General features: G+C 69.8%; 13 protein-coding genes and 2 pseudogenes. 9 read left to right on the plus strand and 6 right to left on the minus strand.

Annotation, left to right across the window (positions count from 1 at the left end):
• On the plus strand, positions 1-459 hold a 459-nt coding region (locus ACZ68L_RS28125), incomplete at its 5' end, for a transposase (RefSeq protein WP_469581925.1).
• A gap of 461 nt (positions 460-920) precedes the next feature.
• Here ACZ68L_RS28125 and ACZ68L_RS28130 read toward each other — a convergent pair.
• Positions 921-1,454 carry a hypothetical protein gene (locus ACZ68L_RS28130; protein ID WP_469581929.1) on the minus strand — a complete coding sequence of 178 codons (534 nt, stop codon included), beginning with the start codon at positions 1,452-1,454 and terminating at the stop codon, positions 921-923.
• Between the two features lie 741 nt (positions 1,455-2,195).
• On the opposite strand from ACZ68L_RS28130, the gene ACZ68L_RS28135 reads away from it, so the two are divergent.
• Positions 2,196-3,083, plus strand: a complete 888-nt coding sequence (locus ACZ68L_RS28135) for a prohibitin family protein (protein ID WP_469581932.1) — start codon at positions 2,196-2,198, stop codon at positions 3,081-3,083.
• A 194-nt stretch (positions 3,084-3,277) separates the two neighbouring features.
• On the opposite strand, the pseudogene ACZ68L_RS28140 reads toward ACZ68L_RS28135, so the two are convergent.
• Positions 3,278-3,370, minus strand: a pseudogene (locus ACZ68L_RS28140) (tyrosine-type recombinase/integrase); the annotation flags it as partial.
• Positions 3,371-3,567: 197 nt separating this feature from the next.
• On the minus strand, positions 3,568-3,774 hold the full coding sequence (locus ACZ68L_RS28145) for a hypothetical protein (RefSeq protein ID WP_469581936.1): 207 nt from the start codon (positions 3,772-3,774) through the stop codon (positions 3,568-3,570).
• Between the two features lie 74 nt (positions 3,775-3,848).
• Between ACZ68L_RS28145 and ACZ68L_RS28150 the strand changes: the two genes are divergently transcribed.
• Both ACZ68L_RS28150 and ACZ68L_RS28155 read left to right on the plus strand, forming a co-directional pair.
• Positions 3,849-4,391 (plus strand): ATP-binding protein, encoded by a 543-nt coding sequence (locus tag ACZ68L_RS28150; protein ID WP_469581939.1) that lies wholly within the window; start codon positions 3,849-3,851, stop codon positions 4,389-4,391.
• 177 nt (positions 4,392-4,568) lie between these two features.
• Positions 4,569-4,764 (plus strand): annotated as a pseudogene (locus ACZ68L_RS28155) (GNAT family N-acetyltransferase); the annotation flags it as partial.
• 20 nt (positions 4,765-4,784) lie between these two features.
• Here ACZ68L_RS28155 and ACZ68L_RS28160 read toward each other — a convergent pair.
• The 3 genes from ACZ68L_RS28160 to ACZ68L_RS28170 are packed head-to-tail and all read right to left on the minus strand — an operon-like array spanning position 4,785 to position 7,806.
• On the minus strand, positions 4,785-5,789 hold the full coding sequence (locus ACZ68L_RS28160; protein WP_469581942.1) for an acyl-CoA dehydrogenase family protein: 1,005 nt from the start codon (positions 5,787-5,789) through the stop codon (positions 4,785-4,787).
• Complete coding sequence (locus ACZ68L_RS28165; RefSeq protein ID WP_469581945.1) at positions 5,789-6,934, minus strand: acyl-CoA dehydrogenase family protein; 1,146 nt, start codon at positions 6,932-6,934, stop codon at positions 5,789-5,791. The genes ACZ68L_RS28160 and ACZ68L_RS28165 overlap by 1 nt, the downstream gene beginning before the upstream one ends.
• Positions 6,934-7,806 carry an enoyl-CoA hydratase gene (locus ACZ68L_RS28170; RefSeq protein WP_469581950.1) on the minus strand — a complete coding sequence of 291 codons (873 nt, stop codon included), beginning with the start codon at positions 7,804-7,806 and terminating at the stop codon, positions 6,934-6,936. The genes ACZ68L_RS28165 and ACZ68L_RS28170 overlap by 1 nt, the downstream gene beginning before the upstream one ends.
• A gap of 93 nt (positions 7,807-7,899) precedes the next feature.
• On the opposite strand from ACZ68L_RS28170, the gene ACZ68L_RS28175 reads away from it, so the two are divergent.
• The 5 genes from ACZ68L_RS28175 (at position 7,900) to ACZ68L_RS28195 (ending at position 12,965) form a co-directional block, all read left to right on the plus strand.
• The gene (locus ACZ68L_RS28175) at positions 7,900-8,682 is read left to right on the plus strand and encodes an SDR family oxidoreductase (protein ID WP_469581953.1); all 783 of its coding nucleotides are present in this window, start codon (positions 7,900-7,902) and stop codon (positions 8,680-8,682) included.
• Between the two features lie 54 nt (positions 8,683-8,736).
• A complete protein-coding gene (locus ACZ68L_RS28180) occupies positions 8,737-9,348 on the plus strand; it encodes a TetR/AcrR family transcriptional regulator (protein ID WP_469581957.1) in 612 nt (203 codons plus the stop codon).
• A 22-nt stretch (positions 9,349-9,370) separates the two neighbouring features.
• On the plus strand, positions 9,371-10,528 hold the full coding sequence (locus tag ACZ68L_RS28185; protein WP_469581960.1) for an acetyl-CoA C-acetyltransferase: 1,158 nt from the start codon (positions 9,371-9,373) through the stop codon (positions 10,526-10,528).
• A gap of 360 nt (positions 10,529-10,888) precedes the next feature.
• On the plus strand, positions 10,889-11,092 hold the full coding sequence (locus tag ACZ68L_RS28190) for a cold-shock protein (RefSeq protein ID WP_003969786.1): 204 nt from the start codon (positions 10,889-10,891) through the stop codon (positions 11,090-11,092).
• 187 nt (positions 11,093-11,279) lie between these two features.
• A complete protein-coding gene (locus tag ACZ68L_RS28195) occupies positions 11,280-12,965 on the plus strand; it encodes a DEAD/DEAH box helicase (protein ID WP_469581964.1) in 1,686 nt (561 codons plus the stop codon).
• Positions 12,966-13,042: the final 77 nt, after the last annotated feature.

Raw genomic sequence — 13,042 nt, forward strand, 5'->3', positions numbered from 1 at the left:
CTGGTCATCGCGGCGGGCCGGAAGGCAGCGAAGCCGGTGCAATGGCGTGAGGGCTCCCGGCCCAGCACCGGCCGCGGTGGCTTCAAACGGATGTATTCACGGTTTGTGGCCTTGCGGATCCGTCCTGCCGGGCGCGAGATCCGGCAGACGGTCCAGGGGCCGCAGCTGCCGGAGTGCTGGCTGCTGGCCGAGTGGCCCGCCACCGAACCGGAACCAGTCCAGTTCTGGCTGTCCGACCTGCCCACAGACACCCCGCTGACCAGGCTGGTCCGGCTTGCCAAGCTCCGGTGGCGCATCGAGCACGACTACCGGGAGATGAAACAGGCCCTCGGTCTGGCCCACTTCGAGGGCCGGACCTGGACCGGCTGGCACCACCACGTCACACTCGTCTCCGTCGCCCACGCCTTCTGCACCCTGCAGCGACTGGCCAGAGCCCCAAAAGACACGGCGCCGGCCTGAGCCTCTACCAAGTCGTCCGCGAACTGCAGCTACTGCTCGCAGCCTGGACCGGCGCCTGCCCCACCTGCCACCGCGACATACCAGCACTCGCACCAACCTGACCAAGCCCTACTAGGTCCGTGACATCCACGTCTGACATCAACGCGGAGCAGACGAGGCCCACGGCGTCCAGGTCGTTCGTACAGTGGCGCGCTCCACCTGGACGCCATGGACCACGCCCGCTCCACGGTGTGTGGGTCGACGGCGTACGGGATGGAAGCTGGGGTGAGTGGTGGGCAGGGGAGGCGGCTCCCTGCGAGTCCGTAGCCGGGGGAAGGCCTCTCCCAACGGACCCATCAGATCAAGTGCCCCCGGGAAGCCCAGATGGCCTGGTCTCTTCCGAACCGGAGATGGTTCTGAAGAGACCAGGCTTTAGATGTGGACCTGTCTGCTTACGCTCTCGGAGCCCAGCGGCGGTCGGATCATTCCACCACGTAGTTGATCTTCTCAGTGGGTGGGTAGGTGTCCGACATCCCGTTCGGGTCGTACCAGCGGAACTCGCCCACCACGGTGCCCCGTTCGAGGGCATAGGGAACATCGAGCAAGATTCCCTGGCCGTTGGCGTTAGCGATCAGCCTATCGAGGTAGGCGACGCTCACGGGTGACGACAGAGTGCACTGGATCCAGCCAGCCACATTGGTGGCACAGGTGCCGACCTCCGTGCCGTCGCTCTTGATGAAGGGGAAGGTCACGTTGTTGGGGTTGATGACCCTCGCACCTGCCGAAGGCGAGAACGTGAGCGTTGTACCGGGCTGGGCGGTGCACCCGGCCGCCGTCAGACACTGCATTCCGAACGTGGTGAAAGCTGTCCTCCCGTGGTGGACTGGGCCAGACATCTGCGGCCAGCCCCAGTTGCCGGTCGAGGCCGAGGCGGTGGGGGCACTCGCCAGGACGCCTGCGGTGGCGCAGAGGCCGACGGCGGCGAGAACAGTCCTGCGCTTGAGTGACGCAAGCATGGAGATCCTTTCTGACCTGAGGATGAGCCTCCTCGACATCAGGAGATAGCGCCTTCCCGATCTCATGACGGTTCGCCATGCCCGGGGCTTTTCAGGAATCGCCCCGATGGCCCGTTGTGCTACGCCCACCACGACGGGCATTCGAGGGCTGAACCTATTGCAGGATCGGTGTTGCTCGTCGCGAGCGCCCTCTGGATGGCCCGGCTCCGACTCGCTCAGAGCCGGAAGGCGGTTCCATCACAGTGGCGGAAACGTCCTCCAGCGCACCACAACCGCACCAGATTGCGCGGGGAACAGCGGGGAATCACGGTGAAAGGAGCCTAGCCCGACAAGGTCGCGCCACTGCTGTTCGCGCAGGTCATGGGCCGATCGAGCCGCGAATGTCCGCAGCTTCCCAAGCTCGGAGCGCGAGTTCGATTCTCGTCACCCGCTCCATCCGAAACCCCCAGGTCAGAGCCCCGGGGTTCTTTGTTGCCTAGACCGGTAGGCAGTGCGCGCACTACAAGCGCACCATTAGCTCGCCGAGGGCTCCTCCTTGTGTCGATGTCGCCCAGACCCGAGCCGACGACGTGGTCGGGAAGGATGACGACGTACGTGCTGAACAACAGCACGCAGGCCGACGCTGTAGCAATGGCGCCGCTTGCGAACGCCCGCTGATCTCTTCGCACTTCGGATGCCCTATCCTCCACTGGCGAGCGGTGCCGAGGGGCACCGCTGAGGGTCTCTCAGGGGGGAGTCACCGTGCTCGTACTGTCATGCCTGCTCGTTCTCGCCGCCGTGGTGATGTACTTCGTCGGCCGTGCCCAAAGCTCGTCCCGGCTTCGGCTGGGTGCCGGCGTCGCACTGCTCGGCAGCGTGTTCTGTGGCATCGCCAGCACTGTGTACGTGGTCAGCGCCTACGAGGTCGGCGTGCCGGTGACGTTCGGCAAGGTGGGTGCGCCGATGACGTCCGGGATGCATCTGAAGGCGCCGTTCACCGATGTCACGCGGTTCTCGACCCGTCCGGTCGACCTCAACCTCTCCGACAAGGACGTCGTCGAGGTGCGGTCTTCCCAGGGGGGTGTGATGTACGTGGAGGTGACCGTGAAGTGGGCGGTCGTACCGAACAAGGCGGGGGAGCTGTATCGGCTGGCAGGGAGCGAGGACGCCATTCAGCAGCGACTGGTCTTCCCGGACAGCCGGGAGATCGTCCGGAACGTCTTCGCGCGCTACACCAGCGAGCAGGGATACGCCTCGGCCCGAGAAAAGATCAACGCGGAGATCGACGCGTTGATCAAGGAGCGACTCGCTCCCCGCGGTATCGACATCACCGCCGTGAACCTGCGCAACGTCAAGCCTTCGGACGCCCTCCAGAAGCAGATCGACCGCAAGATCCAGCAAAAGGAGGCCACCGAGCGGGCCACCGAGGCAACCCGCACGGCGGAAGAGGAGGCCAAGCGCCGCAAGATCGAGGCCGAGGGCACCGCCCGCGCCAACAAGATCCTCAACGACTCTCTGACCGACAAGGTTCTGATGAACCAGTGCATCGACGCGTACAGGGAAGCGGCCAAGGAGAACCCGGTCTACGCCGTGCCCTGCGGCTCCGGCAACGGCACCCCGGTCATCGTGGACGGCAGCAGCCGGAAGTGATTCCTCTTGTCGACTGAGCCAGCGCATCGTGCTCGGCCCGCACAGGCACGCCCGACCCGGGGCAGGAAGACGCAGCTTTCGTGATCACGCCCCTGATCTGTGCTTTCGGTGCGGATCAGGGGCATTTTCACGGTCTGGGACCTCCCTGGAGCCTCAGCCCGTGTGATCTTGTGGGCGGAGAGCCTGCCCGAGAGCCTTCGGGCCCGCTCCCGGCTGCTTGGCATGAGGTGCGCGTACGCCTTCAGCGTCAGCCCCGGATCGGAGTGCCCGAGGTACTCCGCGAGGGCCGCGGCCTACGGCCGCGCAAGCCTTGGCAGCTCGCTGCGCTCGGCGCGACGGCGGGCGGGAGCCCCCGCCCGCCGCGTACTTCCGGGCCGACTCGGACCTGGCATGCCCGACGGGTCGGCACAGTCCCTGCGACTCTCCCGGCTACGCTCGCGCGGGAGCGCCCCGCGGCGCGTGGCCGCGGGGCGCCTTGTGGGGTTTAGTCGACCTTCTGGCCGTCGTATGTACCGCCCACGCAGGGGTTGCCCGGCAAGTCGATCCGGGGCTCTCCGCCGCCCTCCCTGCACTGAGAAGGGGTGACGTAGGTTGGGGCATTCTGTGCGGTGGCGGTGGCGGCGCCTGTGAGGCTGAGTCCGGCGAGGGCTGCCGTGGCGATGACGGCGGCGAGGATTCGTCGAATGCGCATTTGGTTCCCCTTTCACGGATTACCTCGGTTGGGGCACTAGTCAGCTTGATCGTCAACCATGTGGGTGGCACGTCATGTGGCGCCATTCGGGTGACAGTGCTGGCGGGTGCGGGGTCGGTGACGCGACCCGTCGGACAGGCCCTGGAACGAAGAGACCACCCCGGCCGGATGGGTGGTCTCTTCGTTGTTCCGCACTACGACCCGCCGACGGACACCAGCCGGCTGCCTCGACCCCACACCTTGATGACCGTGCTTCCTGTCGATCACCCCAGCGTCGAGGGAAGCGACGACGCGGCCTCTACCTCTTCGCCCGCTCCACGGCCCTTCCCCTGGAGAACGTACGGCTGTGCGTTTCGGAGCTGGCGACGAATGCGCTGTTGCACGGGACCAGACGCGGCCACGGTTTCCTGGTGCGGATCGCCGTCGAGGACGGGGCCGTACGGCTGGAGGTTCACGACAGCCGCGAGGAGCGACCGCAGGCCCGGACGCCGGCGGGAACCGACGCTTCGGGGCGTGGGCTGATGCTGGTAGACGTCCTCTCTGACGGTTGGGGTGTCGAGGAGCGTGTCCCGTTCGGGAAGGTCATTCGGTCATGCTTCAAGACCACGCGATGCTGACCGCAGCCCCCCGCATCGCTGGCCGTCTGAACCTGGCCCGGCACCTCCCCAGGTGGTGGGGAGATCGCGTACGTGCTGCTCGCGCACTCCCCCTGCCTCGTCGACCAGGCCACCACCGAGACGCGCATGCGGCGGCTGGCCGACCTTCTCGGCGGGATGGGAAAACCTGCCGGCCTATCAGGGGCCAAGGCCCGCATCCACGACGCCCTCCTCGCCACACGCGACGAGCCTTACGTCACGCTCATGGTCAACCGGGCGCTGGCGACGGAAAGGTCCACGTGCTCTACGAGTCGTGGGGGTACGAGGACATCGGCCAGAGCCGGCCGTCCCCGGCCTCCCCCTCCTCACCGTGATGATTCGCGCCATCCGCTGACCCGAACCAGATCCCACCCCTCAGGCCCCGAGCCGGCTTCTTCCTGCCAGCACCCGCGCGCGGCAAGCCCCCGGCGTCCCCCACGCGTCCCGCAGCGGTCGCGCCTTGCGCAGCCACAGCGACAGATCCAGCTCCTGGGTGTACCCCACCGCGCCGTGCAACTGCAGTGCCGTCCGCGCCGCCGCGTATCCCGCCTCGCCCGCCGTCACCTTGGCCGCCGCCACCTCCGCACCGGCGTTCGGCGCCCCCTCGGCGAGCGCGAGTGCCGCCCCGTACAGCAGCGGACGGGCGAACTCCAGCGCGATCAATGTGTCGGCGAGCCGGTGCTTGACCGCCTGGAAGGAGCCGATGGCCGTACCGAACTGGGTGCGCTGCTTCACATAGCCGACCGTGGCCCGCAGCAGCGCCTCGCCGGTGCCGAGCGCCTGGGCGGCCGTCGCGAACGCCGCCCATCGGGCGGCCCGCGCCGCCGCCTCTGCCACCCGAGGGCCGGATGCCAGCAACTCCCCACCCGGCTCGGGGCGCCACAGCCGGCGGGCCGGGTCGGACGACACGCCGAGCGCCCCGGACCCGGGGGCGAGCCGCAACGCGTCGCCGGTCACCGTGAACACGGCGTCCACGGCATCCGCGTCCAGCGCATAGGGCCCGTACCCGTCCATCCGGAGCGTCGCCGACGCCGCGCCGGACGCCAGCCGCGGCAGCCACTCCTTGGCGACCGCGCCGCCCACACCGTCCAGCAGCACCCCGGCCGCGACGGTCTCCACGACCGGCCCCGGTACCGCATGCCGCCCCAACTCGGTGAAGGCGACGGCCAGTTCGACCGGCAACGGCCCGACGCCTTCGTACGCCTCGGGTATCGCCAGGGCGAACACCCCCGCCTGCGCCAGCCGCTCCCACACGGTCCGGCCCGGCCCGTGCTCCCCGGCGGCCCAGGCGCGTATCACCGCGGGGGTGTCCGAGGCCGTCAGCATCGCGTCCAGCGAACGGGCGAACTCCCGCTGCTCGTCGTCGAGGAGGAAACGCATCAGCGCCGTCCCTTCGGCAGGCCGAGCAGCCGCTCGGCGATGATGTCGCGCTGGATCTCGTTCGTACCGGCGTAGATGGGGCCGGCGAGGGAGAAGACATACCCCTCGGCCCACTCCCCGTCGGCGAGTTCGCCGTCCGCGCCCAGCAGGTCGAGCGCGGTCTCGTGCAACGCGATGTCGTACTCGGACCAGAACACCTTGTTCAGGCTGGACTCCGCGCCGATGGTCGCGCCGGCCGTGAAGCGCGACGCGTTCGCGCCGGTGAAGAGCTGATACGCGCGCGCCCCGATCACCGCGTCCGCCACCCGGTCCCGCAGCGCCGTGTCCGACGGGTCGCCGTGGCTGCGCCACAACTCGGCCAGCCGGTCGGCGGAGGCCAGGAAGCGGCCGGGGGAGCGGAGCGTCAGCCCGCGCTCGTTGCCCGTCGTCGACATCGCGATGCGCCAGCCCTGCCCGGGTTCCCCGATGATGTCCGCGTCCGGTACGAACACCTCGTCCAGGAACAGCTCGGCGAAGGCGGGCTTGCCGTCGAGCCGCCCGATCGGCCGGACGGACACCCCCGGCGCCGACAGGTCGAACATCAGATACGACAGCCCGTGATGCGGCTTCGCGGCCTCCGGGTCCGTACGGAAGATGCCGAACGCCCGGTCCGCGAACGCGGCCCGCGAGGACCAGGTCTTCTGTCCCGAGAGCAGCCAGCCGCCCTCCGTGCGCACCGCCCGCGAGCGCAGCGACGCCAGGTCCGAGCCCGACTCCGGTTCGGACCAGGCCTGGGCCCAGATCACCTCGCCGCTCGCCATCGACGGCAGGACCCGGGCCCGCTGCTCGTCCGTGGCGTGGTCGAAGAGCGTCGGGGCGAGGAGGTTGATGCCGTTCTGCGAGACCCGGCCGGGTCCGCCCGCCGCGTAGTACTCCTCCTCGAAGATCAGCCACCGGAAGATGTCGGCGCCCCGCCCGCCGTACTCGGGCGGCCAGGAGACCACCGACCAGCGGTCCGAGTGGAGCCGTGCCTCCCACTCCCGGTGCGCGGCGAAGCCCTCGGCGGTCTCCAGGGAGGGCAGCGGCTCCGCGGGGACGTTGGCCCGCAGCCACTGACGCGCCTCGGCCCGGAACTCCTCCTCCTCGGCCGTGTACGACAGATCCATCACGTGTCCGCCTTCTTCATCGAGGCGATGTCCATGCCGCCCAGCGGGTCCGCCGCCGTCTCCGCGTTGTGCGCGTGGGCGAGATGGTGCAGTCCGAAGACCGAGTCCAGGCCGGTGTGCAGCCCCTGAAGGTCCTCGGCCTGGTTGACCGCGCGCTTGGTCAGGGCCAGTCCCAGCCGCGGCATCTGCGCTATCCGCAGTGCCAGCTCATGGGTGCGGTCGGCCAGTTCGCCGCGCTCCACCACCTTGTTCACCATGCCGACCTCGTACGCCCTGCGCGCGCTCATCCGGTCGCCCGTGTACAGGAACTCCTTCGCGATCCGGGGCGGCATCACCCATGGGTGTGCGAAGTACTCGACGCCGGGAATGCCCATCCGGACCACCGGATCGGCGAAGAAGGCGTCCTCGCTCGCCACGATCAGGTCGCAGATCCAGGCGAGCATCAGCCCGCCGGCCACACAGGCCCCCTGCACCGAGGCGACGACCGGCTTCGGCAGCTCGCGCCAGCGCCTGCACATGCCGAGATAGACCTCCGACTCACGGGCGAAACGGCTCTCCGCGCCGGACTTGTCGGAGTGGTCCCACCACAGACCGGCCCGGCGCTCGAAGGGCAGATGCGCGTCGCGGCCGGGCGTGCCGATGTCGTGGCCCGCCGAGAAGTGCTCCCCGGCGCCGGCCAGCACGACCACCTTGACCTCGGAGTCCTCGGCGGCCCGGTAGAACGCCGCGTCCAGGGCGTAGGTCATGGCCGAGTTCTGCGCGTTGCGGTAGCGGGGGCGGTTCAGCGTGATGTGCGCGACCGGACCCCGGCGCTCGTACAGCACGGGATCGGCTGGGGACTGGTCGGCAGATGTGTCGTGGGCAGTGGGCATCGGCTCATCCTTCCCTAACAAGTGTTTGGTAGGTTAACGTACCGGCATGACCACCGTCGAGGCTCCGCGAGCCGGGATCGAGGAGGCACAGGCATGAGCGCACCGCAGTACGTACCCGGGCACGGGCTGCTGGCCGGCCGCAGCGCCGTCCTCACCGCTGCCGCGGGCGCCGGAATCGGCGGCGCCACCGCCCGCAAGTTCCTTGAGGAGGGCGCCCGCGTCGTCATCGGCGACGCGCACGCCCGGCGGCTGAAGGAGACCGAGCAGGCGTTCGCCGAGGAGTTCGGCGCCGACCGCGTTGCCGCACTGCCCTGCGACGTCACCGACGAGACCCAGGTCCAGGCGCTCTTCTCGCTCGCCGAAGAGACCCACGGCGGCCTCGACATCGTCGTCAACAACGCGGGCCTCGGCGGCACCGCCGAGCTCACCGAGATGACCGACGAACAGTGGACCAAGGTCCTCGACGTCACCCTGAACGGCACCTTCCGCTGCACCCGGGCCGCCCTGCGCTCGCTCAAGGCGGCCGGCCGGGGCGGCATCGTCGTCAACAACGCCTCCGTCATCGGCTGGCGCGCCCAGAGCGGCCAGGCCCACTACGCCGCCGCCAAGGCGGGCGTCATGGCCCTCACCCGGTGCGCCGCCGTCGAGGCCGCCGAGTACGGGGTGCGCGTCAACGCCGTCGCCCCCAGCCTCGCCATGCACCCGCACCTGGTGAAGGTCACCTCCGCGGAACTCCTCGACGAACTGACCGCGAAGGAGGCCTTCGGCCGCTACGCCGAGCCGTGGGAGATCGCCAACGTCATCGTCTTCCTCGCCAGCGGCTACTCCTCGTACATGACGGGCGAAGTCGTCTCCGTCAGCAGCCGGCATGCCTGAGCGGGCGCCCGCCGCGGCGTCCGCGGGGCCGTCCGGCGGGCGGAGAATGGGCGGGTGCCTACCAAGAAGAAGCCCCAGGTGACCCCCTCGCCCGAGCGCCGCCGCGAACTGCTCGACACCGCCGCCGAAGTGTTCGCCGCGCAGGGATACAACGCCACCACCGTCCGCAGGATCGCGGACGCGGCCGGGATGCTCGCGGGCAGTCTCTACTACCACTTCGATTCCAAAGAGTCGATGATCGACGAGATCCTCTCGACCTTCCTCACCGAACTCTGGGAGGGGTACGACGCGGTGCTCGCCGCCGGACTCGGACCCCGGGAGACCATCGAGGCCCTCGTCACCGAGTCCTTCCGGGAGATCGACCGGCACCGCGCCGCCGTCGCCATCTACCAGAAGGAGTCCAAGCACCTGGCCACCCAGCCGCGCTTCCAGTACCTCGCCGACTCCCAGCAGAAGTTCGAGAGGGCCTGGCTCGGCACGCTGGAACGCGGAGTCACCGACAAGTCCTTCCGCGCCGACCTCGACATCCGCCTCACCTACCGCTTCGTCCGCGACACCGTCTGGGTCGCGGCGTCCTGGTACCGGCCCGGCGGACAGCACAGCCCCGAGGAGATCGCCCGCCAGTACCTCTCGATGGTCCTGGACGGCATCGCCCTGGACACCTGAACCCACCCAAGGAGCAGCAGTCATGGCCGAGGCATACATAGTCGAAGCGGTACGCACCCCGGTCGGCCGGCGCAAAGGAGGACTCGGCGCGGTCCACCCCGCCGACCTCGGCGCCCACGTCATCAAGGCCCTCGTCGAACGGACGGGGATCGACCCGGCGGCCGTCGAGGACGTGGTCTTCGGCTGCCTCGACACCGTCGGGCCGCAGGCCGGAGACATCGCCCGCACCTGCTGGCTGGCGGCCGGACTGCCCGAGGAGGTCCCCGGCGTCACCGTCGACCGCCAGTGCGGCTCCTCGCAGCAGGCCGTGCACTTCGCCGCCCAGGGCGTCCTCTCCGGCACCCAGGACCTGGTCGTCGCGGGCGGAACCCAGAACATGACGCAGATCCCGATCGCCTTCGCCTCCCGTCAGGCCGCGGAACCCCTCGGCCTGACGGACGGCCCGTACGCCGGCAGCGAGGGCTGGCGCGCCCGGTACGGCGACGCGCCGGTCAACCAGTTCCACGGCGCCCAGCTGATCGCCGAGAAATGGGGCATCAGCCGCCGGGACATGGAGGAGTTCGCCCTGCGCTCCCACCAGCGCGCCATCCGCGCCATCGACGAGGGCCGCTTCGCGCGCGAGGCCGTTGCCTACGGTGACGTCACCACCGACGAGGGGCCGCGCCGCGACACCACCCTGGAGAAGATGGCAGGGCTGAAACCGGTCCTGGAGGGCGGCACGATCACCGCCGCCTGCTCCTCACAGGTCTCCGACGGGGCCGCCGCCATGCTCATCGCCTCCGAGCGCGCCGTGGCCGAGCACGGCCTCACCCCGCGCGCCCGTATCCACCACCTCTCGGTGCGCGGCGAGGACCCGATCCGCATGCTGTCGGCACCGATCCCCGCCACCGCGTACGCGCTCAAAAAGACCGGAATGACCATCGACGACATCGACCTGGTCGAGATCAACGAGGCATTCGCGCCGGTCGTCCTGGCCTGGCTGAAAGAAACCGGAGCCGACCCGGAGAAGGTCAACGTCAACGGCGGCGCCATCGCCCTGGGTCACCCGCTCGGCGCAACCGGCACAAAATTGATGACGACATTGCTGCACGAACTCGAGCGCACCGGCGGCCGCTACGGCCTCCAGACCATGTGCGAGGGCGGCGGTCAGGCGAACGTGACGATCATCGAACGGCTCTGACACTCCTGCTCGGCCCCCAGCACGGCCCCGACGCGGCCCGGTACGGGCGCCGAGCAGCCACGACACCGCTCGCAGAACGATTCTTCGACGGCGTTTCGAGTACGCCCCGGGCCAGTTACCCCAAGGGCCCGGCCAGGAATCCGCCGACCGGCGCGCGGCGTGTTCCCACCAAGGGACGGCAGAACGTGCTACGGTTGCCGTGTTGCAGTTTTGGTACCCATGAACTTTATGTGCGCCTGACGGGAATGCTTCCTCAGGCGCATTATTGTTTTCCGGCTTTCTCCGGATGGGGCTCAATGCGGCGACTTGAAATTCGTAAAGTGCGGATTTCCGGCACTGCACCTCTTTTAGGAGAATGACATGGCTACTGGAACCGTGAAGTGGTTCAACTCGGAAAAGGGCTTCGGCTTCATCGAGCAGGACGGCGGCGGCGCCGACGTCTTCGCCCACTACTCCAACATCGCCACCTCGGGCTTCCGTGAGCTCCAGGAGGGCCAGAAGGTCTCCTTCGACGTCACGCAGGGCCAGAAGGGCCCGCAGGCGGAGAACATCGTCCCGGCCTAATTGCCAGGACGCGTACCTCGCAGCCGGGGCCCGCACCGTGAAGGTGCGGGTCCCGGCTTGTGCTGTCCCGGGACATGGCGGAGAAGAGCGCCGTCCCGCAGAGGTCCCCAAGCAGTCCCAAGCAGTCCCAAGCAGTTCCCAGGAATCCCTAGGACTCCTCAGGAATCCCCCAGGAGGGCAATTCCGTATGACCCGCTCCGAACGCCAGGACCGACCCGCCCGCAACCGCCCGTCGAGGGGGCGCGGCTCGGCCCCGGCAAAGGCAACCGCAAAGGGTTCCGGCAAGGGATCCGGCAAGGCGTCGCCCCGTCGCAGGGCCACGCCGCCGCAGGGTGAATTCGCCCTGCCGGAAACCATGACCCCCGCACTGCCCGCCGTCGAGGCGTTCGCCGAGCTGGACATGCCCGCAGCCCTGCTGAAGACCCTTGCCGCGCAGGGCGTCACCGACCCGTTCCCGATCCAGGGCGCCACCCTGCCGAACTCGCTCGCCGGCCGGGACATCCTCGGCCGCGGCCGTACCGGCTCCGGCAAGACCCTCGCCTTCGGCCTCGCGCTGCTGGCCCGGACCGGCGGACGGCGCGCCGAGCCGCGCGCCCCGCTCGCGCTGGTCCTCGTCCCGACCCGCGAGCTCGCCCAGCAGGTCACCGACGCGCTGACGCCGTACGCGACGGCGGTGAACCTGCGCCTGGCCACCGTCGTCGGCGGCATGTCGATCAGCAAGCAGTCCGGCACGCTGCGCCGGGGCGCCGAGGTGCTCGTCGCCACGCCGGGCCGCCTGAAGGACCTCATCGAGCGCGGCGACTGCCGCCTCGACCAGGTCGCCATCACCGTCCTCGACGAGGCCGACCAGATGGCGGACATGGGCTTCATGCCGCAGGTCGTCGCCCTGCTCAAGCAGGTCGAGCCGGACGGCCAGCGGATGCTGTTCTCCGCGACGCTCGACAAGAACATCGACCGGCTGGTCAAGATGTTCCTGACCGACCCCGTCGTGCATTCGGTCGACCCGTCCGCCGGCGCCGTCACCACCATGGAGCACCATGTGCTGCACGTGGCCGACGAGACCGACAAGAAGGCCGTCGCCACCCGGATCGCCGCCCGTGACGGCCGGGTGATCATGTTCGTGGACACCAAGCGTGCCGCCGACCGCTTCGCCAAGCGGCTGCTGGCCAGCGGTGTACGGGCTGCCGCCCTGCACGGCGGGCGCTCGCAGCCGCAGCGCAACCGGACGCTGGACCAGTTCAAGAACGGCCAGGTCACCGCGCTCGTCGCGACGAACGTGGCGGCGCGTGGCATCCATGTGGACGACCTCGACCTGGTCGTGAACGTGGACCCGCCGACCGACCACAAGGACTACCTCCACCGCGGCGGGCGCACGGCGCGTGCCGGGGAGTCCGGCAGCGTCGTCACTCTGGTGCTGCCCGAGGAGAAGCGGGAGATGACCCGGCTGATGGCCGACGCGGGCATCGCCCCGCGGACCACCCGGATCACGTCCAGCGACGACGAACTCACCCGGATCACCGGGGCCCGCGAGCCCTCCGGCGTCGCGGTCGTCATCGAGGTCCCGCAGCCGACCCCGCCGAAGCAGCGCACGCGGTCGGGCGGGGCCGCGGCGGGCGGTCCCGGCCTCCGCTCGGGCAGCCGTGGCCGTGGCCGCCGCGGTGGTGCCGGGCAGGGCGGCGGTGAGGGCCGCGCGACGGGCGGCTCCGCGCGGGGCGCGGGTGCCGGTGCGGGCAGGGGCGGTTCCGTGCGAGGTGCCGGTTCGGGCACCTCCGGCGCTTCGGGTGGTTCGGCGCGAGGTGCGGCCGCCGGTGGCGGCCGTGGCGGCGGTGCCGGGCGCGGCGGCGCGGCGGGGCGTGGCCGCAGGGCCGCGTAGCGGTACGGACGACACGTGGTGACGTGGTGACCGGATTCGTTCGGTCACCACTGCGCCCTCTCGCCCGACCGTGCGGT

The organism is Streptomyces sp. NPDC104309, from assembly GCF_055584025.1.